At 73.2% G+C, this 20,386-nt stretch carries 22 protein-coding genes; 11 read left to right on the plus strand and 11 right to left on the minus strand.

The genetic code is table 11. The features are described from left to right. Window positions 1–85: 85 nt before the first annotated feature. The 3 genes from JHAT_RS10925 to JHAT_RS10935 form a co-directional block, all read right to left on the minus strand. Window positions 86–1,276, minus strand: a complete 1,191-nt coding sequence (locus JHAT_RS10925; RefSeq protein ID WP_077797898.1) for a damage-control phosphatase ARMT1 family protein — start codon at window positions 1,274–1,276, stop codon at window positions 86–88. Between the two features lie 153 nt (window positions 1,277–1,429). Next, a complete protein-coding gene (locus JHAT_RS10930; RefSeq protein WP_077797899.1) occupies window positions 1,430–2,077 on the minus strand; it encodes a ScbR family autoregulator-binding transcription factor in 648 nt (215 codons plus the stop codon). Between the two features lie 188 nt (window positions 2,078–2,265). Further along, window positions 2,266–2,919: a Tat pathway signal sequence domain protein gene (locus JHAT_RS10935; protein ID WP_077797900.1), complete on the minus strand. Its 654-nt coding sequence runs from the start codon at window positions 2,917–2,919 to the stop codon at window positions 2,266–2,268. A 459-nt stretch (window positions 2,920–3,378) separates the two neighbouring features. Here JHAT_RS10935 and JHAT_RS10940 point away from each other — a divergent pair, with 459 nt between their 5' ends. Continuing rightward, entirely contained in the window at window positions 3,379–4,074 is a 696-nt protein-coding gene (locus tag JHAT_RS10940) for a DUF6230 family protein (protein ID WP_077797901.1), read from the plus strand. Further along, window positions 4,074–4,529: a DUF6114 domain-containing protein gene (locus tag JHAT_RS10945; protein WP_077797902.1), complete on the plus strand. Its 456-nt coding sequence runs from the start codon at window positions 4,074–4,076 to the stop codon at window positions 4,527–4,529. Before JHAT_RS10940 ends, JHAT_RS10945 begins: the two co-directional genes overlap by 1 nt. A 49-nt stretch (window positions 4,530–4,578) precedes the next feature. Here the strand turns inward: JHAT_RS10945 and JHAT_RS10950 are convergent, their stop codons facing one another. From JHAT_RS10950 to JHAT_RS10985, 8 genes are all read right to left on the minus strand, one after another. Continuing rightward, window positions 4,579–5,538 (minus strand): ABC transporter substrate-binding protein, encoded by a 960-nt coding sequence (locus JHAT_RS10950; protein ID WP_077797903.1) that lies wholly within the window; start codon window positions 5,536–5,538, stop codon window positions 4,579–4,581. 78 nt (window positions 5,539–5,616) lie between these two features. Continuing rightward, on the minus strand, window positions 5,617–6,282 hold the full coding sequence (locus JHAT_RS10955; protein WP_077797904.1) for an ABC transporter permease: 666 nt from the start codon (window positions 6,280–6,282) through the stop codon (window positions 5,617–5,619). Then, window positions 6,279–6,989 carry an ABC transporter permease gene (locus tag JHAT_RS10960; RefSeq protein ID WP_077797905.1) on the minus strand — a complete coding sequence of 237 codons (711 nt, stop codon included), beginning with the start codon at window positions 6,987–6,989 and terminating at the stop codon, window positions 6,279–6,281. Before JHAT_RS10960 ends, JHAT_RS10955 begins: the two co-directional genes overlap by 4 nt. Further along, window positions 6,986–8,110 (minus strand): ABC transporter ATP-binding protein, encoded by a 1,125-nt coding sequence (locus JHAT_RS10965; RefSeq protein WP_171990832.1) that lies wholly within the window; start codon window positions 8,108–8,110, stop codon window positions 6,986–6,988. The genes JHAT_RS10960 and JHAT_RS10965 overlap by 4 nt, the downstream gene beginning before the upstream one ends. A gap of 238 nt (window positions 8,111–8,348) precedes the next feature. After that, complete coding sequence (gene msrB, locus JHAT_RS10970) at window positions 8,349–8,756, minus strand: peptide-methionine (R)-S-oxide reductase MsrB (RefSeq protein WP_077797907.1); 408 nt, start codon at window positions 8,754–8,756, stop codon at window positions 8,349–8,351. A 14-nt stretch (window positions 8,757–8,770) separates the two neighbouring features. Then, window positions 8,771–10,168, minus strand: coding sequence for a UDP-N-acetylmuramate--L-alanine ligase (gene murC, locus JHAT_RS10975; protein ID WP_077797908.1), 1,398 nt, complete (start codon window positions 10,166–10,168; stop codon window positions 8,771–8,773). Between the two features lie 105 nt (window positions 10,169–10,273). Beyond that, on the minus strand, window positions 10,274–10,747 hold the full coding sequence (locus tag JHAT_RS10980) for an indole-3-glycerol phosphate synthase (RefSeq protein ID WP_171990833.1): 474 nt from the start codon (window positions 10,745–10,747) through the stop codon (window positions 10,274–10,276). Between the two features lie 203 nt (window positions 10,748–10,950). Then, on the minus strand, window positions 10,951–11,736 hold the full coding sequence (locus JHAT_RS10985; protein ID WP_077797910.1) for a pyrimidine reductase family protein: 786 nt from the start codon (window positions 11,734–11,736) through the stop codon (window positions 10,951–10,953). Between the two features lie 350 nt (window positions 11,737–12,086). Between JHAT_RS10985 and zapE the strand changes: the two genes are divergently transcribed. The 9 genes from zapE to JHAT_RS11030 all read left to right on the plus strand — a co-directional run bounded on the left by zapE (window position 12,087) and on the right by JHAT_RS11030 (window position 20,357). Next, entirely contained in the window at window positions 12,087–13,208 is a 1,122-nt protein-coding gene (gene zapE, locus JHAT_RS10990) for a cell division protein ZapE (RefSeq protein WP_171990834.1), read from the plus strand. A gap of 165 nt (window positions 13,209–13,373) precedes the next feature. Next, a complete protein-coding gene (locus tag JHAT_RS10995) occupies window positions 13,374–13,784 on the plus strand; it encodes a hypothetical protein (protein WP_077797911.1) in 411 nt (136 codons plus the stop codon). Between the two features lie 74 nt (window positions 13,785–13,858). Further along, window positions 13,859–14,440, plus strand: coding sequence for a carbonic anhydrase (locus JHAT_RS11000; RefSeq protein WP_077797912.1), 582 nt, complete (start codon window positions 13,859–13,861; stop codon window positions 14,438–14,440). An 8-nt stretch (window positions 14,441–14,448) separates the two neighbouring features. Further along, window positions 14,449–15,927 (plus strand): SulP family inorganic anion transporter, encoded by a 1,479-nt coding sequence (locus tag JHAT_RS11005; RefSeq protein ID WP_171990835.1) that lies wholly within the window; start codon window positions 14,449–14,451, stop codon window positions 15,925–15,927. Window positions 15,928–16,038: 111 nt separating this feature from the next. Beyond that, complete coding sequence (locus JHAT_RS11010; RefSeq protein ID WP_077797914.1) at window positions 16,039–16,815, plus strand: slipin family protein; 777 nt, start codon at window positions 16,039–16,041, stop codon at window positions 16,813–16,815. 99 nt (window positions 16,816–16,914) lie between these two features. Then, window positions 16,915–18,282, plus strand: coding sequence for a PhoX family protein (locus JHAT_RS11015; RefSeq protein WP_077797915.1), 1,368 nt, complete (start codon window positions 16,915–16,917; stop codon window positions 18,280–18,282). Between the two features lie 244 nt (window positions 18,283–18,526). Beyond that, on the plus strand, window positions 18,527–19,408 hold the full coding sequence (locus JHAT_RS11020; RefSeq protein WP_077797916.1) for a polysaccharide deacetylase family protein: 882 nt from the start codon (window positions 18,527–18,529) through the stop codon (window positions 19,406–19,408). A gap of 18 nt (window positions 19,409–19,426) precedes the next feature. Next, entirely contained in the window at window positions 19,427–19,609 is a 183-nt protein-coding gene (locus JHAT_RS11025; protein WP_077797917.1) for a hypothetical protein, read from the plus strand. A gap of 28 nt (window positions 19,610–19,637) precedes the next feature. Then, on the plus strand, window positions 19,638–20,357 hold the full coding sequence (locus JHAT_RS11030; protein WP_077797918.1) for a peptidyl-tRNA hydrolase: 720 nt from the start codon (window positions 19,638–19,640) through the stop codon (window positions 20,355–20,357). Window positions 20,358–20,386 lie beyond the last annotated feature (29 nt).

A 20,386-nucleotide genomic window follows, 5' to 3' on the forward strand; every position in this document is an offset into this window, starting at 1 on the left:
CATCGCGTGAACGGGGGCGGAACGGGGGACCTTCCGCCGCTGCCCTGTCCCGTGGCCGGCGTGCTGCGCCGACGCCCCGGGGGGCTCAGCTCCTGACCTGGATCAGCGCGTGCGTCCCGCTGGTCCGCCACCGCTGCCCCTCGCTCGCCGCCAGGGCGGCCTCCGTGTCCGCGTCCAGCCCGGTGACCACGTCGGACTTCAGGGTGCGCAGCGCGGCGACCGGGCCGGGGAAGTACGCGGTGACGTCCGCGAAGGGCGTCGTCGGGGGCCACCACCGGTCGCCCACCAGGCGGCGGTAGTTCAGGTCGCCCTTGAGGACGGTGACCGTGGCCGCGGCGAAGTCTGCGCGCAGGTCCTCGGGCATGTCCGCGTAGGGCAGCGGGGCGCCGGAGAACGGGTGGGCGCGGACGGTGACGCGGCCGTCGGTCAGCGCGGACCACAGGGTGCGGCCGTACTCCTCCGCCGCCCCGCCCGCCGTGATCAGCCGCCGCAGCGCGTCGAGCACGTCGGCGGTCGTGGCGTCGGAGACGTAGTACGGGTACGGCTTGACGTGCAGGACGGCCCGGCCGATGCGGCCGTGTCCGAGGAGGTGGGCGACGAGGAGCAGGTCGGGGACCAGCTCGCGGCCGGCGTTGTCGGCGACGAGGCAGAGGGTCGCCGCGCTCCCTCCGGTGGGCGGCAGCAGGGACAGGAGCGCGTCACCGTCGTCGGCGACCAGCGCCCGTACCGTGCCTCCGGCACCGGCGCCGGTCGTGGAGAGGCGGAAGCCGAGGTCGGCGCGGTTGCCCCAGAGGGAGCCGTGCAGCAGCGCCCGGAGCTGTTCGTCGGCGGGCCGGGCGGCGAGGCGGTCGAGGGCGGCGAGTTCCTCGGTCGTCCCGGGCGCGTCGAGCTCGGCGAGCTTGGCGGGTCGGAAGGGGTCGATGCCCTGCCAGGCGCCGGGGGCGAAGTAGCCGACGGCGTCGAGGAGCCGACGGTAGAAGTGGCTCTCGGCCCACAGCCAGGGCACGTCGAACCAGGAGCGGCCGACGTACTCGGTCAGGCCCCAGGCCGCCCAGCGGTCCCGGTCGTGGGCGTCGGCGGGCAGGGGCTCGATGACGCCACCGGTGCAGTTCGCCAGCAGCGCGTCCAGGGCACGGTGCCGGTCGGGGCCGTAGGGGAACGCCTCCCGGACCTGCCGGACGATGGCGGGATGCCGGTCGGCCAGCACACCGTGGGGGAAGGACCCGGGCTCGTCACCGAGGATGACGGGAGCGGTCTCGGAGGGGGTGTCGGGCATGCGCCTCACCGTAGCGTCCGGACCGGGCGGCTCCACCGGGACGCGGGCCGGGCCCGCGGGGGTGTCGCGCCGCGGGCGCCCGCTCCTCGCCGTTCACCGGTTCCCCCCGCCGCCCGGCGGGTCCGCGCCGCACGCGCCGTCCGCCCGGTGGGGTCACGTCGTGCTCGCCTCGCGTTCCAGGCGGGCGGCGAGGCTGAGGTAGCGGGCGCGGCGGGTCACCGGCACCATGCCGCGGATCAGGACGTGCCACATCTCCGCCATCCGGCGGGGCTGCCGGGCGGCCGGTTCGAGGGTGAGCCCGACGACACGGGACCCCACGAAGGAGCAGACGATGGTGTGGGCGACCGACTGGACGTCTATCTCCGGATGGAGGTCGCCCTGTCCGACCGCGTCGAGGAGCCGGGACGAGGCGATGTCCACCCACTCGGTGAAGGGGTGCGGCAGCGGCGGCCGTATCGGCGTTCCCGCGGTGGCGAGCCGCAGCCCGGCCCGCAGGACCGGCCCCTCGGCGGACAGCCGGGCCATGACGAACGTCAGGCGCATCAGGGCTTCCAGGGCGGTGTAGCCCCGGCCGTCCAGCTCCGTGGCGAGTCGGCGCCACATTTTGGACTGGAGTTCCATGATGGCGTGGGCCAGGTCTTCCTTCGCCGCGAAGTGGAAGTACAGGGCGCCTTTGGTGACGCCGGCGTGTTCGACGATCTCGGCCAGGCTGGTCGCTTCGTAACCGTGACGGTCGAACAGGTCGGCGGCGGCCTGGAGGATGGTCGCGCGGGTCTGTTCGGCGCGTAGCTGCCTCGCCATCGGTTGAACTCTCCTGGGCTGGAACTCGACGGGTCATGCCGTCTGCGTTAACCCCCAGTACACGATAACTCACGGGCCCGCGCCCGCTCTTCGCCCCCCGTGGAACGGGGCGCACCGCCGCACGGCGGCGGGCCGGCCGGCACACCCGGGCGCACCGGTCGGCCCGCCGCGTCACGGCGTGCGCCCGCTCAGTTGACGAAGACCGTCGCGCCCCCGTCGGTGACCGGGGCGTAGGTGGCGGTGAAGTACCCGTTGGCGAAGCAGAGGCCGGAACCGGACACCTTGGTGAAGTGCTGGTCGGTGAAGGCGATCGCGTTGTCCGCGTTGCTCGCCGTGCCGGACAGGCCGGGCGTCTCGTAGACGCAGTTGACGCTGCCGAGGAGGGTGCGCAGCGTGACCGTGGTGCGGACGGCGGAGCCGCTGGGCGGGGTGACGGAGACGGTTCCGTCGGAGGAGACGGTGGTGGTGTACGGCAGGTTGGCGACCTTGACGCCTGTGACGCCGAGGACGCCCACGACGTTGCTGGTGCAGCTGCCGCTGTCGAAGGTGTGGGCGGTGAGCGACTCGGTGGCCGTGCCGGGGGCGGTCGGGTTGTCGGTGACCGAGACGGTGAACTGCGAGGCCGTGCAGGAGACTCCGCTGCTGCCGGTGGCGCTGGAGTGGAACGTGGCGCTGGTGCCGCTCGCCAGCGAGGCGGTGAGGGTGTCGCCGACGGCGACGGGCGTACCGCCGGTGGCGCCCGTGGTCAGGACGGGCGTGTCGGCCGCGGCGGCGGGCAGCGCCGTGGGGAGGGTCAGCGCGGCGACGGCTGCGGTGAGCGTGAGCAGAGTACGAGTACGCATGCGGCTACCTCTTCTCGGAAGTGGGGTTCGGTGAAGCAGGGGTGGGCCGGCCGCGGGGACACGGCCGGGCCGATGCGACGAGATTCCGGGGCTGCGCCCGGGAGGTGCGGTGATGCCCTGTGAGGGCCGGGAACGCGGACGGTGCCGCGGGAACGGATCCGGCGCCACGGATCCGGGAAACACTTCCGTTTGTAGGGCTGATGCCTCGTCAGCGTCAAGTGTCCGTACGGCGTCCGGTTCCTGCGGAGACGACGGCACACGGTCTCCGCTCTTTACTCACAACGTGCTTGACCCCTGCGTGTAACCACCGGTAACTTCCCGAATGGCTACTGGTGCGTAACGTGAAGTCCCTTGCAGCCGCCGGGAGTTGCCGGGAGGCGTGCGCACCAGCCGCTGTCCGCGCCAGGACAACGTGCCGCTGGAGCCCGTTCCGCATTGACTATGCCTCTGGGAGCAGACATGGCCTCGTCCCCGGACGTCACCCCGTCCGCCGGCAACACCCCCGAACCCGACAGCAGACCGGAAGGCGGTTCCGCGCCCCGGGGCGCGGACGGCACGAGACGCGGACGGGTCAGGCTGCGCCGGGCCGCCGTGCTCGCGGTGCCGGCCGCGCTGGTCACCGCCGGGTTGGCGATCCTCACCGCCCAGGGCGCCCTGGGCGTGCAGTTCGCGATCTCCGGCATGCCCTTCACCGTCACCGCGACGGAGCTCGACGGCACCGGGTTCGCGCAGTTCGGCGGCCTCGACAACATGGCCGAGGGCAGCCCCAACGCGGGCGACACCGGCGGGCAGGTACTGGTCGTCACCTCCGTGATCAAGGACGCGACGCTCACCAAGCTGTGCCAGAGCGTCGACCTGGGCGGCACCAACCTGCTCATCACCGCCGGCGGCGGGGACACCAAGGTGGCCGCGAGCGACCTGACCACCGACTCGACGCTGCTGTCCGGTGACGCCGCCTTCGACAACATCGAGATCGGCAACGACGCCAGCACGCTGGACAAGGCCGGGCCGAAGGGCCGTGGCCCCATCGGCGTCTTCAGCCAGCAGGCCGACACCGTGCATATAAAGAACCTGCGGCAGACCAACTACGCGACGACGGCGGGCGTGTTCAAGCTGCCCGGGCTGAAGCTGCGCTTCAGCGACTCGGGCTGCTGATGCCCGGCGACCGGCACAGGGGCTTTCGGGCCGCGTTCCGCGACTGGCGGTCCGGCCGGCCGTTCTGGGGCGGGCTGCTGCTCGCCCTGGCCGGGGCGGAGGTCCTGCTCACCATGAAGGCGTCGCTGAAGGTCGTCCTGCACGTCGGCATGCAGGGTGTGGTCGGCTATCTCCTGCCGGTCGTCATGCTGCTGTGCGGACTGCTCACCCTCTTCGCCCCGGCCCAGCGGCTCTTCTACTCGCTCATCGGCGTGCTGGCCTCCCTGGGCACCTGGCTGACCTCCAACCTGGGCGGCTTCCTCCTCGGCCTTCTCCTCGGCTGCGTCGGCAGCTGCCTCGTCTTCGGGTGGCTGCCGGACCAGGAGTCCCGGCGCGAACGGCGGCGGCGCAGGAGACAGGCCCGCGCCGCGCGGTCCGCGCGGCCGCTGGAGCAGCGGGCCGGCGGACCGGTCTGAGAACGTCCGGGCGGACGACGCCGCGGCCGGAGCCGCGGCGTCGCGGGCGTCAGGCGAGGCCCACGGACTTCAGCCACTCCTGGGCCACGTCCAGGGGGTCCTTCTTGTCCAGCTGGACCCGCGCGTCCAGGTCGAGGAGGGTCTTGGTGTCCAGCTTGGCGGAGACCGCGTTCAACACGGCGACGCCTTCCTGGGGCAGTCCCTCCTTGTGGACCAGCGGGGTCACGTGGGCGAACCCGAAGAGGTTCTCCGGGTCCTTCAGGACGACGAACCCCTCCTTCACGATGGTCGGGTCCGTGGTGAAGACGTCCGCGGCCTGCACGGTGTTCTTGGCCAGCGCCGACTGGGTCAGCGGGCCGCCCGCGTCGAGGGCCTTGAAGGACTTGAACTTCAGCCCGTAGACGGACTCCAGGCCCTTGAGGCCCTGCTGCCGGGTCTGGAACTCGGGCGAGCCGCCGATCGTCAGCTCGGGGGCCGCCTTCTTCAGGTCGGCGAGGGTGGACGCGGCGGTGAGGCCGTACTTCTTCGCGGTCCCGGCGTTGAGGGCGACCGAGTCCTTGTCCTCGGCCGGCGACGACTCCAGCAGCGTGAGGCTCTTGTCGAGCTTGGCCTTCACCGCGGCGTTCACGGCGTCGGCGGACTTCTGTTCGGCCTCGGCGTCGAGGTAGGCCAACAGGGAGCCGTTGTACTCCGGCAGCACCGTGACCGAGCCGTTCTTCATCAGACCGTACGAGGTCTCGCGGCTGCCGATGTTGTGCTTGTAGGTGACCTCGAGGCCCTTGGCCTTGAGCGCCTCGCCGTAGATGTCGGCGAGCAGGGTGCTCTCGGCGAAGTTGTTCGAGCCGACGACGACGGTGCCGGCCTTCGCCTTCTCCCCGGCCAGCGGGTTGTCGGAGGTGTCGTCGGAGGAGGAACAGCCCGCGAGGAGCGCCGCCGCGGCGGTGAGCGCGACGGCCGCCGCGCCGGTGTGCCTCGTCCTGGACCTGCTGCTCTTCGCGGTAGAAGTCATCCACCGATCCAAACGAGCCGCTCGCCGGTCAGTCAACCACGGCCGGGTCACGGTTTCCCGTACGTCCGTGTCGGGCCGTCAGCGCCTGCGCACTCCCGGCGACACCGCGAACCGGCCCGCGGCCCAGAACAGGGCGAGCGTGGCCAGTGCCAGGAGGGCCACCAGGGTGGCGCCGCCGACCACCTTCTCGTAGTCGCGCTGGTAGAGCCCGTCGATGATGTACCGGCCGAGCCCGCCCAGGCTGACGTAGGCGGCGATGGTGGCCGTCGAGACGACCTGGATGGCCGCCGAGCGCAGCCCGCTGAGGACCAGCGGCAGGGCGACCGGCAGCTCGACCCGGAACAGGATGCCCGTCTCGCGCATGCCCAGGCCCCGCGCGGCGTCCACCGGGGCGGGGTCGACGGAGCGGACCGCCTCGTAGGTGGTGACCAGGATCGGCGGGACGGCGAGGACGACCAGCGGGATCATCACGGGCAGCAGGCCGATGCCCACCACGACGGCGATCAGCACCAGCAGGCCGAAGCTCGGCAGGGCCCGGGCCGCGGTGGCGACGAAGGCGACGGCGTTGCCGCCCCGCCCGGTGTGCCCGGTGAGCAGCCCGAGGGGCAGGCCGATCGCGGCGGCGAGGACGAGGGCCAGCAGGGTGTACCGGACGTGTTCCAGCAGGCGTTGCGGAATGCCGTCGTAGCCGTGCCAGTGGGCGCTGTCGCTGAAGAAGGCGTTGGCGAAGTCCAGTACGTTCACCGGGCGGTCTCCTTCGCCACGGGCTGCTCCTGCCGCTCGGCGGTGGTGTTCCTGGCGCGCGGGCGGGTGCCGCGCGGCATCCACGGGGTCAGCAGCGTGCGGGCCAGGACCAGCACGGCGTCGCACAGGACGGCCAGGACGGCCGTGGTGACCACGGAGTTGACCGCGAGCTCGGGCCGGTCGTACTTCTGGGCGTCCGCGAGCAGGTTGCCGAGGGCGCCCTGGTTGCCGATGAGGGCGCCGACGCTGACCAGGGAGATGCTGGAGGCGGTGGCCACCCGGAGTCCGGCGAGGATCGTGGGCACGGCGATCGGCAGCTGCACCTGCAGGTAGCGCCGTACGGGCCCGAAGCCCATGGCGGTCGCCGCGGCCAGCGTCTCCTGCGGCACCGACCGCACGCCGTCGACGATGGCGGGGACGAGCACCACCAGACTGTAGACGGCCAGCGGGATCATCACCGTCAGCTCGGTCTGGCCGGTGTAGTCGATGAGGACGACGAAGACGGCCAGCGACGGGACGGCGTAGAACACGGTCGTCACGCCGAGCACGGGCGGGTAGAGCCAGCGGAAGCGCACGCAGAGCTGGGCGACGGGCAGCGCGAGCAGCAGCCCGGCCAGGACCGGCAGCAGCGCCTCGCGCAGGTGCAGGCCGATCAGGCCGGAGTAGGTGTTCTGCAGGTCGCTCGGGATGTCGAAGAAGCCGCTCATGAGGCGACCTTGGCGTCGTCGGTGCGTCCGGCGGCGTGCGCGGTGCGGATGGCCTCGCCGATCGTCTGCTGGGAGACGACGCCGGTCACCCGGCCGTCGGCGTCCACGGCGACGGCCCAGCCGGTGGGCGAGAGCACCGCGCAGTCGAGGGCGGCCCGCAGCGAGTCGGTGCCGGGCACGAACGGCCGCCCGTACGGCAGGAGGGCCTCCGGCGTGATGTCCCCGGCGGTCAGGTCGCGCGGCTCGCCCCAGCCGAGGGGCCGGCCGTCGGTGTCGGTCACGAGGACGTAGGGGGTGTCCGGCGCGGCGAGGCGTTCGGCGCCGGCGTCGACCGGCACGACGGCGTCGGTCGTCAACTCCAGTGCGGCGGACGGGAAGAAGGACAGCCGCCGGATGCCGCGGTCGGCGCCGAGGAAGTCCTCGACGAAGGCGTCCGCGGGGTCGGAGAGCAGATCGGCGGGCGTCGCGAACTGGGCGAGCCGGCCGCCGGTGCGCATCACCGCGACCATGGTGCCGAGTTTGACGGCCTCGTCGATGTCGTGCGTGACGAAGACGATGGTCTTGCCCAACTCGTCCTGGATGCGCAGCAGTTCGTCCTGGAGGCCCTTGCGCACCACGGGGTCGACGGCCGAGAACGGCTCGTCCATGAGCAGCACCGGCGGGTCGGCGGCGAGGGCCCGTGCCACGCCGACGCGCTGTTGCTGTCCGCCGGAGAGCTGGTACGGGTACCGCTTGCCGAGGGAGGTGTCGAGTCCGACCCGTTCCATCAGTTCCGCCGCCCGGGCACGGGACTTCTGCCTGCCCCAGCCGAGCATGCGGGGCACGGTGGCGATGTTGTCGAGGATCGTCCGGTGCTGGAAGAGGCCGGCGTTCTGGATGACGTACCCCATGGACCGGCGCAGTTCGGTGACCGGCCGGTGCTGGATGTCCGCGCCGTCGAGGAGGATGGTGCCCTCGGTCGGCTCGACCATCCTGTTGAGCATGCGGAGGGTCGTCGTCTTGCCGCAGCCCGAGGGGCCGACGAGGACGGTGATCGATCCGTCGGGGATCTCCAGCGACAGCCGGTCGACCGCCACCGTGCCGTCCGGATATCGCTTGGTGACTGATTCCATCCGTATCACAGCGCCGAATGCCCTTCGGGTCTGGCAGAAGCTGCCCGCTCCGGCCGCGGTCGGTGGGGCCGTCGCCGGTCGAGTGTAGACGGCGGTCTCGCGGGGCCCTTCGGTCCGGGGCGACTCCTTCCCCCTGTCGGGGCGTTCACACCGGCGTTCTTCCCGGCCCCTCCCCCTGGACGGAGGAGGCGGGGCCCACGGAGTCCACCGTGAGCCCCGCCCGACCGGACGTTCCCCGCGGGCGGCGTCAGCCCCCGGTGGGTTCCAGCCGCAGCGCGATGCTGTTGATGCAGTACCGCTGGTCGGTCGGGGTCGGGTACCCCTCGCCCTCGAAGACGTGCCCGAGGTGGGAGCCGCAGCGGGCGCAGCGCACCTCGGTGCGCACCATCCCGTGGGACCGGTCCTCGATCAGCTCGACCGCGTCGGTGTCCTTCGGGTCGAAGAAGGACGGCCAGCCGCAGTGCGAGGCGAACTTCGTCTCCGAGGTGAACAGCTCGGCGCCGCAGGCGCGGCAGGAGTAGACGCCCTCGGTCTTCGTGTCGGTGTACTCACCGGTGAAGGCGGGTTCCGTGGCGGCCTGGCGCAGCACGGCGTACTCGGCCGGGTTCAGCTCCGCGCGCCACTGCTCGTCCGGCTTCTCGACGTCGTACGCCATGAGTCCTCAGCCCCTCACTCGCCCGTGTTCGACAGCTCTTCCAGGATGCGCGGTCCGAGGTCGGTGACGTCGCCCGCGCCCATGGTGAGAACGAGATCACCGGCCTTCGCCATTCCCGCGACCATCGCGGGCGCCGCGTCCTTGTCGTGGACCGGGGTGACGTCCGCGCCCGCCGCCCGCGCCGCCTCGACGATCAGCTCGCTGGTGACACCGGGGATCGGGTCCTCGCGGGCGGGGTAGATGTCGAGGACCACCGACGCGTCGGCCAGGGCGAGCGCCCGGCCCATCTCCTTGCCGAGCTCCTGGGTGCGGGAGAACAGGTGCGGCTGGAAGAGGACCAGGATGCGGGCGTCGCCGACCGCGGCGCGCATGGCCTCCAGGTCGGCCGTCATCTCGGTGGGGTGGTGCGCGTAGGAGTCGACGACCTGCACGCCGGCCGCCTCGCCCTTGAGCTGGAGGCGCCGCTTGACGCCCGTGTAGGCGGCCAGGGCGGGGGCCAGCTCGGCGGCGGGGACGCCCAGGGCGACGCCGGCGGCGAGGGCGGCGACCGCGTTGTGCGCGTAGTGGCGGCCCGGGACGGAGACCCCGAAGGTCAGCTCCGCGCCGTCCATCAGCACGGTGACCTCGCTCCTGAGGCCCTGCGGGACGACCGACAGGATGCGCACGTCGGCGTCCTCGGACTCGCCGTACGTCACCGTGCGCACCGTGCCGGCCAGCCGCCGGGTCAGTTCCCGGGCGCCCTCGTGGTCGGCCGCGATCACCAGGGTGCCGCCGGGGACGATCTTCCCGGCGAAGGTCTCGAAGGACTCGTAGATCTCGTCCATCGACGCGTAGTTGGCGTGGTGGTCCAGCTCGACGTTGAGGACGACGGCGACCTCGGGGGCGTACTTGTGGAAGCTGCGGTCGCTCTCGTCCGCCTCGGCGACGAAGATCTCGCCGTCGCCGTGCAGGGCGTTGGAACCGGGCGCGTCCAGGTCGCCGCCGATCGCGTACGACGGGCCGCGGCCCAGCGCGGACAGCGAGACCGCCAGCATCGAGGTGGTGGTGGTCTTGCCGTGGGTGCCGGCGACCGCGAGCGGGCGCAGGCCGTCCATCAGGGCGGCGAGGGCGTCGGAGCGGTGCACGACCGGGATGCCCAGCTCGGCCGCGCGGGCCAGCTCCGGGTTGTCCTCGCGGATCGCCGAGGACACGACGACGCAGCTCGCGTCGTCCGCGAGGTGCTCCGCCGCGTGCCCGATGTGCACGGTCGCGCCCAGCGCCCGCAGCGCCTCGGCGGTCGCCGAGTCCCTGGCGTCGCTGCCCGCCACCGCGGCCCCGCGCTGGGCGAGGATCTTGGCGATGCCCGACATCCCGGCGCCGCCGATGCCGATGAAGTGCGGTCGGTCCATGGCGGTAGGAAGGCCGGGTGCCATGCGCTGTTCTCCCCAGGGGTGTCACGGGTGGGTACGACGTGGGTGCCGGCGGGTGCCGGCGGCCGGTACGGCGGTGGGCGCGCCCCGGCGGGGCGCGGCCCCAGCCTATGCCTTGCTGTGGGAGAACAGTTTCAGGACCGGTACGCCGACCTTGTGCCGCGCCCGCGAGGCCCAGTCCCGGTGGAAGAACTCCTCCACGTAGTGCGGGTCGGTCAGGACGATCACCTCGTCGGCGCCGGTCTCCCGGACGAGTGATCCGAGCGTGTCCAGCGGGTGGTCCTCGATCAGGCTGCCCACGGCCTCGGCGCCGGACGCGCGCAGGGCCGCGAGGGACACCTCCAGCGCCCGCTGCCCGACGCTCAGCGCCTCCTCCCCCTCCGGGGTCTCGCCCTCGCGGACCGCTTCGTCGAGCTCGCCGAGGGCGATGTCGTCGATGGCCCGCAGCAGCCGGTCGGCCTGGTCGCCGCGCGGCTGGAGCAGTACGTGGAAGGCGACCGGTTCGTCCCCGTGCAAGGTGGTGACGAACTCCACGTCGGCGGACGTCAGGGCCTTCTCGATCATCAAAACGCTTGTGAACACCAGGCGCCCCTTCTCCTTCGAGGGCCCGCGGGCCCACCCTTCGCAGGCGTGCCGATCCTGCGGAAACCATCCTTCCCCGTGATCGCACGGGTACTGCCGGATCCAGTGTGCCCGGCACGGGCTGAGCGGAACGGTTGGTTCCACACACGGTCCCCGATTGCGCGCCGACGGACGGACCCCTGCCCGGGCCGTCGCCGCCCGGCTCAGTCGCGCCGGTACCGGCCGAAGAGGAAGCCCTCCTCCTCCAGGAGGGACGCCAGGAGGTACCGCCGCGGCACCTCGACCGGGGGCCCGCCCGCGATCCGCTGGGCGTCGCCCGCGGTGAGCATCGGGGAGACGGTCAGGCACAGCTCGTCGAGGACGCCGGCCGCGACGAACTGCCCCAGCAGCCGCGGGCCGCCCTCGGTCAGCAGCCGGGTGTGGCCGAGCCCGGCGAGCGCGCGGACGGCGCGGGCGGGGTCCACGCCGACGCCGTCGCCGGCGATCACCACCCGGGCGCCGGCCTTCTCGGCGGCCGCGACCCGCTCCGGGGCGGCCGCGGCGCCGGTGAGGACCAGGGTGGGCACCAGCGGCGAGGTGAACAGCGGCAGGGAGAAGTCCAGCTCCAGGCTCGCGCTGACCACCGCGATCACCGGCGCCGGGCCCTGTCCGGCCGCCTGCCGCAGCTCCGCGAACTCCGCACGCGCGCGTGCGGGGCGGTACCCCTCCCGGCGTACGGTCTCGGCGCCGGCGATCACCACGTCCGCGAGCGCCCGCAGGGTGCCGAAGATCCGCATGTCGGCCGCGCTGGAGATGGGCTGGGAGCGGCCGTCGTGCTGGGCGGCCCCGTCGAGGGTGGAGACCATGTTGGCCCGCAGCCAGGCCCCCTGCCGCGCGTCCGGCTCGGGGTACGCGTAGGCGGCGGCCAGCTCGGCGAGGCTCCACTCCCGGTCGGTCCCGGCGAGGTCGCGTTCTGCTGTCGGATCGGTCACGGGGAACAGACGTCGCATACGGTGCAGTGTTCCACGCCCCCTCACCTGCGCATCCCGACCGCCACCACCCCGGCCCGCCCCTCGGACGGTCGCGCCTCGGCCGCCGTGCCCCCGGCCGCGGGCAGGCGAGTCTCCCCCTGTGCCTGGACGGCCGGGAAGGCACCCCGGGGGGGCGGCACGGGCGGGCGGGCGCCGGGGGCACACCTCTCCGGGGGAGGCACCCCGCAGGCGCCGGGCCGCGCGCCCCACCCCCGGCCCGCTTCGGCGCCGGGCACCGGGAGACCGCCCGGCACCCGCCCCCGCCACACAGCCGCAGCCGCAGGCCACCCCACCGGGTCACCGCCGGGCAGGCCCTACCATTGACCACCGTGTCGTCCTTCTCCGCCGCCTCCGGTTCCGCCCCCTCCGGCTCCGCCCCGATAGCCGGGGTGACCCCGCTGTCCCTGTGCGCCCGCGAGCCGCACGTCCCGGCGGACCGCCTGGTCGCCGAGATGGTGCCGCCCCCGCGCTTCGACTCGGTCCGTTTCAGCACGTACCTCCCGGACCCGAACCAGCCCAGCCAGAGCGAGGCCGTCCAAGTCCTGGAGGGCTTCGCCGCCGGGCTGGGCGAGGCCCCCGGCACGGCCACCGGCAGGCGCGGCTTCCTCGGCTTCGGCCGGAGCAAGGCCCCCAAGCCCCCCGCCGGCCCCCGCGGCGTCTACCTCGACGGCGGCTACGGCGTCGGCAAGACCCACCTGCTGGCCTCCCTGTGGCACGCCACCCCCGCCGAGCCCTCCCGCAAGGCCTTCGGCACCTTCGTGGAGCTGACCAACCTCGTCGGCGCCCTCGGCTTCCAGCAGACCGTGCAGACCCTCTCCGGGCACCGCCTCCTGTGCATCGACGAGTTCGAACTCGACGACCCGGGCGACACCGTCCTCGTCTCCAGCCTGCTCGCCCGGCTCGTGGAGGCCGGCGTCGCGCTCGCCGCCACCTCCAACACACTGCCGGGCAAGCTCGGCGAGGGACGCTTCGCGGCGGCCGACTTCCTGCGCGAGATCCAGGGCCTGTCCGCGCACTTCCGCGCCCTGCGCATCGACGGCGAGGACTACCGCCACCGCGGCCTGCCCGAGGCCCCGGCACCGTACTCCGACGAGCAGGTGACCCGGGCGGCGCAGGAGACGGACGGCGCCTCCCTCGACGCGTTCCCCGCGCTCCTCGACCACCTGGCCCGCGTCCACCCCAGCCGCTACGGCGCGCTGACCGACGGCGTCTCGGCCGTGTGCCTCACCGGGGTCCGCCCCGTGCCGGACCAGTCGACGGCCCTGCGGCTCGTCGTCCTCGCCGACCGGCTCTACGACCGCGAGGTGCCCGTGCTGGCGTCGGGGCTGCCCTTCGACCGGCTGTTCGGCGAGGAGATGCTGAAGGGCGGCTACCGCAAGAAGTACTTCCGGGCGATCTCCCGCCTCACCGCCCTGGCCCGGGACGCCGCCCGCCTCGTCGACGCGGACTGACGAACCGTCCGTTTCACGCCGACCGACCTCGATTTTCAGGCTCTCTTCGGCTCGTAACGCCCCGTTAACCCTGCAAAGGCCTTTGCAGGGTTAACGTGTTTCTTGACCAAGCGTTGACCAAGCATTGGTGTGCACAAGAGACACGAACGGGCCGGAGGGGGGCGCATGTTCCGAGGTAAGGCGCCCCGGGCCCTGCTTCCGCTCCTCGCCGCCGCCCTGTTCGCCCTCCAGTTCTTCGCACCCGCGCCGTCCTTCGCATCCGCGCACACGAGCCGTGATGCCGTGGCCAAGGCACCGTCGGCGTTCGCGGGGTCCGCCCCCGCCGACGCGGCGCTGCACGACGAGACCGTCACCTGCCACGAGCCCGGCCGCTCCGGGAGCACGCACGGCCCGGTGCGCGTCCGCGACCGGCACCGCGCCGGCGCCTCACCGGAGCCCGAGGCTCCCGAGGGCCCGCCCGCCCGGCAGCGCACCACCTCCGTACCCGAGCCGGTACTGCCCGGCCGCGCGCACGAGCGTCGCTCGAGATCCGCCGCGGACCGTTCCCCCGCGGCCCTCCAGGTCTTCCGCTGCTGAGCCACGGAGCATCCCCACTCCGCCCCTACCGGTCCGACGCGCCCCCACTGCGCGCCAGGAGGAATGACCGCATCATGCAGCCCCTCATCGACAACGCCCGCACGTTCGGACAGCGCCCTGAGGAGTTCGCCGGGCACGCCGAAGGCCAATCGCCCGAAGTCCTGTTCATCACCTGTTCCGACTCCCGGGTCGTACCGGCCCTGATCACGGGCGCCCGCCCCGGCCAGCTCTTCGAGCTGCGCACCGCGGGCAACATCGTCCCGCCGTACGGTGCCGAGCACCCCAGCGGCGAGACGGCCACCGTCGAGTACGCCGTCGAGGTGCTCGGCGTCACCGACGTCGTGGTCTGCGGCCACTCGCACTGCGGCGCCGTGGGCGCGCTGGTGCGCGGCGACGACCTGACCGCCGTACCCGCCGTGCGCGACTGGCTGGCCCGGGCCGCGGACGAGCCGAAGCCCTGCGATCCCGCCGACCCCACGGTCGCCGACGCCGTGCAGCACCACGTCCTGGCCCAGTTGCTGCGGCTGCGCTCCTACCCGTGCGTCGAACGGCGGCTGGCCGACGGCCGGCTGCGCCTGCACGGCTGGTACTACGAGGTCCACACCGGAACCGTGCGCGAGCACCGCGCGGACACCGACGCGTTCGAGACCCTGTGAGCGGCGCCGTGGACGCGATATCCAAGTTCCCGCACTGGCGGCGGGACCTCACCGCCTCGCTCGTCGTGTTCCTGGTCGCCCTCCCGCTGTGCGTGGGCGTCGCCGTCGCCTCCGGCGTCCCGGCCGAACTCGGCCTCGTCACCGGCATCGTGGGCGGCCTGGTCACCGGATTCCTGCCGGGCAGCAGCCTCCAGGTGTCCGGCCCGGCAGCCGGTCTGACCGTGCTGGTCCTCGGCGCGGTCGACACCTACGGGCTGCCCGTGCTCGGCGTGATCGTGCTGGCCGCCGGGCTGCTCCAGCTCGGGATGGGCGCCCTCGGGCTCGGGCGCTGGTTCCGGGCGATCTCCCTGTCGGTCGTCGAGGGCATGCTGGCCGGCATCGGCCTGGTGCTCATCGCCGGCCAGCTCTACTCGACGGCCGGGCTGGAGGCGCCCGCCTCCGGCCTCGACAAGATCACCGGACTGCCCGGGGCGGCCGCCGACGTGCTGGGCAGCACCGAGGCGCTCACCTCGCTCGCGCTCGGCGCGGGCACGATCGTGGTGATGGTGCTGTGGAAGCGGCTGCCCGAGCGGATCCGGACCGTGCCGGGCGCGCTGGCCGCGGTCGGAGTGGCCACGGCGGTCACGGCGGTCCTCGGCCTGTCGGTGGCGACCGTCGAGGTGAACGGCCTGCTGGACTCGATCCAGCCGCCCGGCGCGGACGCCTTCGGCGAGCTGGCGGACGTGGGTCTGCTCGGCACGATCGTCGCCTTCACCCTGATCGCGTCGGCGGAGAGCCTGTTCAGCGCCGCCGCGGTGGACCGGCTGCACGACGGCCCGCGCACCGAGTACGACAAGGAGCTGATGGCGCAGGGTGTCGGCAACTCGGTGTGCGGCCTGCTCGGCGCGCTGCCGATGACCGCGGTCATCGTGCGCAGCTCCGCCAACGTCGGCGCCGGCGCGCGCACCAAGGCGTCCCGGGTGCTGCACGGCGTGTGGCTGCTGCTGTTCGCCGCGCTGCTGCCGTCCACGCTGGCACTGATCCCGCTGCCCGCGCTGGCCGGCATCCTGGTCCACGCGGGCTGGAAGCTGATCCCGTTCCGCGGCATCGTGTCGCTGTGGCGCGGGCACCGGGGCGAGGCGCTGATCCTGGCGGTCACGGCCGTGTCGATCGTCGTGGTGAACATGTTCGAGGGCGTGCTGATCGGCCTGGCCCTGTCGGTGGCCAAGACCGCCTGGGAGGCCTCGCACCTCAGGCTGGAGATCGTCGACAAGGGCGCCGGTCCGGTCCAGGCGCACCTGTCGGGCAACGCGACCTTCCTGCGGCTGCCGAAGCTGCTGGAGAGCCTGGAGGCGCTCCCGCAGGACCGCCCGGTCGAGCTGGACCTGTCCGGCCTGCACCACCTGGACCACGCCTGCCGCACCGCGCTGGAGAACTGGGCCGAGCGGCACAGCGCGGCCGGCACGGTGCCGGTGAAGGTCACGGCACCGGCCGAGGCCACGGCGTAACGCCCGCCCGGCGCCCGCTGCGGGCGTCGCCCGTGGGCATGGCCCCGGAGCGGGCGCCGGGCATATCGTTGCAGGACCAGACGAATCGGACCTCTGGGCGAGGAGGCCGTCATGCTCCAGGAGCTGCTGACCGCAGTGGCCGCCGTCGGAAGCGCCGGGGTCCTCTACGTCGCCTCGGCGGCGCGGGTCGTCAAGCAGTACGAGCGCGGGGTGGTCTTCCGGCTCGGGCGGCTCGCGGGGGACGTGCGTCCGCCCGGGTTCACGATGGTGGTCCCGTTCGTGGACCGGCTGCACAAGGTGAACATGCAGATCGTCACGCTGCCGGTGCCCGCGCAGGAGGGCATCACCCGCGACAACGTGACCGTGCGGGTCGACGCCGTCGTCTACTTCAAGGTGGTCGACGCGGCCAACGCCCTCGTCAAGGTCGAGGACTACCGGTTCGCCGTCTCCCAGATGGCGCAGACCTCGCTGCGGTCCATCATCGGCAAGAGCGAGCTGGACGACCTGCTCTCCGACCGGGAGAAGCTCAACCAGGGCCTGGAGCTGATGATCGACAGCCCGGCGGTCGGCTGGGGCGTGCAGATCGACCGGGTCGAGATCAAGGACGTCTCCCTGCCGGACACCATGAAGCGCTCCATGGCGCGGCAGGCCGAGGCCGACCGGGAGCGGCGGGCCCGGATCATCAACGCCGACGCCGAGCTCCAGGCGTCGAGGAAGCTCGCCGAGGCGGCGGAGCAGATGTCCGAGCAGCCCGCCGCCCTGCAGCTGCGCCTGCTGCAGACCGTGGTCGCGGTGGCCGCGGAGAAGAACTCGACGCTGGTCCTGCCCTTCCCGGTGGAGCTGCTGCGGTTCCTGGAGAAGGCCCAGGAGCGGCCCGTGGAACGGTGACGACCGGTGACACGTGGGACACGCGTGGTTCCCGGGACTCCCGGCAGGTGATAGACACGGCGGGGTCACAGTCCTGTCCGCCAGCAGGAAGGTTGCCCCATGTCCGCAACACGACGTCAGGTGCTCGCCCGCTCCGGTGCGCTCGGAGCCGGCATCGCCTTCACCGGAGCCCTCTCCGAACTCTTCGCGGGCACCGCCGCCGCACAGCCCCCGGGCCACTGCGGGTACGGCCCCCTGGTCCCGGACCCCGACGGCCTGCTCGACCTGCCGAAAGGTTTCCGCTACCGGGTCCTGTCCCGTGAGGGCGACCAGTTGCGCTCCGGAGAGGGGCCGGTCCCGTCCAACCACGACGGCATGTCCGCCTTCCCGGGCCGGCACGGCCGCACCCACCTGGTCCGCAACCACGAGAACCGCGCCAACGGCAGGGTCCCGGTGCCCACGGTGGAGGGCCTGACCTACGACCCGGCGGGCAAGGGCGGGTGTACGGCGCTGACCCTGGACTCCCGCAACCGCGTCCTGTCCGAGCGGGTGGCGATCGCCGGTACGGCCGTCAACTGCGCGGGCGGCCCCACCCCCTGGCACACCTGGCTGACCTGCGAGGAGACCGAGGACAAGGCGGGCACCAGCGGCTACACCAAGGACCACGGCTTCATCTTCGAGGTCGACCCGGTCGACCCGCACCGCACCGGCGCGGTGCCGCTGACCGCGATGGGCCGCTTCCAGCACGAGGCGATCGCCGTGGACCCGAAGCGGGGCGTCGTGTACGAGACGGAGGACGCCTTCGAGCGGCCCTTCGGGCTCTTCTACCGCTTCCTGCCCGAGAAGCCGCTGGGCGGCACGGGCTCGCTGCGCGCGGGCGGCAGGCTCCAGGCGATGCGCGTGCCCGGCGTGCCCGACCTGTCCTCGATCCAGGAGACGGGCGCCGAGTTCGACGGCATCGAGTGGGTCGACGTACCCGACCCGCTGGCCGCCACGACGCCGATCCGCCACCAGGACTTCGGCCGGGGCGGCATCACCCACGCGCAGAAGCTGGAGGGCTGCTACTGGGGCGGGCGCTGCGTGTACTTCGTGTCGTCCTTCGCCCACAGCTCCGAGGGTTCGGCGGCCGACCACTACGGCCAGATCTGGCGGTACGACCCGGACCGGCGCCGCCTGACCCTGGTGATCGTCTTCGGCCCGGACACCGACGTCCAGCTGCCCGGCGAGTCCCCGGACAACATCTGCCTGGCGCCGAGCGGCGGCCTCATGGTCTGCGAGGACGGCAACGGCGCCCAGCACGTCTTCGGGGTGACGCGCAAGGGCGAGGTGTACGCGATGGCCCGCGGCCGGCAGAACATCGGCACGGCCGAGGAGCCCGAGTGGGGCGAGTTCGCCGGGGTCACGTTCTCGCCCGACGGCGACACCATGTACGTCAACTGCTACACCCCGGGAACGACCTTCGCGGTGACCGGCCCCTGGCGCGGGTGAGAGCGGTGTGAACGGGGGTGCCCGGCGCCGCATGACGGAGGACGTACAGGTCAGCGGCTCGTACTGGCCGGAAACGGCGCCGGGTGCCCCTCGTTCGCCCCTGACGGCACGGTGCTCCAGGGTTCGGCGACCACACCGCTGGAGCAGCGGGACATCCGACCCGCCTGGCCCGGGAGGGTGACCCCTCGGGCACGACACGACACATAGTCATACAAACCGAACAACACACTCATACGTTCGTGCGGTGACCATTTCCGTACACCGCGCCACCGCCCTGTGCGCCGTCGCCGCCGCCTCCGTCGTCCTCGCCGCCTGCGGGACGACCGAATCCCGGCGGGCCCCCCACCCGGCACCGCCCGCCTCCTCCGCCGGCCCCTCGAAGGCCGTCCCCTCGAAGGCCGCCCCCTCCCGGCCGCCCGTCCTCGCGCCGGGGCCGGCGGGCCTCACCCCCGTCTTCGAGCACGGCCCGCGCACCGACGGCAGGACCGTCGCCCTCACCTTCGACGCCGACATGACCGCGGACGAGGGGCCCCGGGCGGCGGCGGGCGAACGGTTCGACAACCCCGGGCTGATCGCGACCCTGCGGAAGCTGAAGGTGCCGGCCACGGTGTTCATGACCGGACGATGGGCCGAGGAGTACCCGGACGAGGCCCGCTCCCTCGGCCGGGACCCGCAGTTCGAGATCGCCAACCACTCCTACAGCCACTACGCCTACACCGACGACTGCTACGGCCTGCCGACCGTGCCCCGGGAGCGGATGCGGTCGGACCTGGAGCGGGCGTACACGGCGTTCGCGAAGGCCGGGGTGCCGGACCCGATGCCCTACTTCCGTTTCCCCGGCGGCTGTTACGACAGGACGGCCCTGGAGGAACTGGCCCCCGCGGGCGTCACGGCCGTGCAGTGGGACGTGGTGAGCGGGGACGCGTTCGCCACGGACGCCGACGCGGTGGCCCGGCAGGTGCTGGACGGCGTACGGCCCGGTTCGGTGGTCGTCATGCACTGCACCCGCAGCGCCGCCCCGGTGACCGAGCGGGCGGTGCGCGCGGTCGTGCCCGAACTGCGCGAGCGGGGCTACCGCTTCGTGAAGGTGTCCGAGCTGATCGGCGCAGCGAACGGACGGCGCTGACCGTCCTACGCTGGAGGCATGAGCAGCGACGAGGATCCCTGTCCGACCGACGCGCCCCGCCCGCCCCGGGCCGGCGGACCGCCGTACGCCGAGTGCGTGCTGTGCCGGGAGCCGACGGAGTACCCGGAGTCGTACAAGGGGGTCACCCTGTGCCCCCGGTGCGAGTGGCAGGAGGCCCAGCGGACCGCCTGCTCGGGGTGACCGGCGGGCGGGTTGGCAGACTGGGGGCGTGAGCAATGAGCCGACGACGCCCGTCCCCGACAGTCCCTTCCGCACCGAGCCCGGCGACCGCGACCTCGCGCCGCAGTTCGTCCTGCCGCTGGTCGTCCGCATCGAGCGGGCGGCGCCACCGGCCCGTACGGACGCCCTGGAGACCGCGGCGCGCACGGTGCTGGTGATGCTCGGCGACGAGCGCTCGACCGGCGACGGCGCGTGGGCGCGGGCGATGCGCGACTGGCAGGACGCCCGCATCCGCAAGGTGGTGCGGCGGGCGCGGGGCGCCGAGTGGCGGCGGGCCGAGGCGCTGCCGGGCATCACGGTGTCCGGGAAGACGGCCGAGGTGCGGGTCTTCCCGCCGGTCCCGCTGGACGGCTGGCCGAAGGACCTGGCCCGCCTCCAGGTCTCCGGCACCGACCTCGACGACCCGGAGCCCCCGGCCGACGCCGACCCGTCGGCCCCCGTCCTGTGGCTGAACCCCGGCCTGGACATGTCGGCCGGCAAGGCGATGGCCCAGGTCGGCCACGGCGCCCAGCTCGCCTGGTGGGAGCTGTCCGACGGCGAGCGGGCCGCCTGGCGCGACGCGGGCTTCCCGCTGGCGGTGCGCACCGCGGACCCGGCCCGCTGGGACGGCCTCACCACCAGCGGCCTGCCGGTGGTCCGCGACGCCGGGTTCACGGAGATCGCGCCGGGCTCGTGCACGGTGGTGGCGGACCATCCGGCGCTGCGGTAGGGCGGTCGCCGGGGGCCGCGAACCTCAGA

The organism is Streptomyces sp. JHA26 (genome assembly GCF_002005565.1).
Classification (GTDB): Bacteria; Actinomycetota; Actinomycetes; order Streptomycetales; family Streptomycetaceae; genus Streptomyces.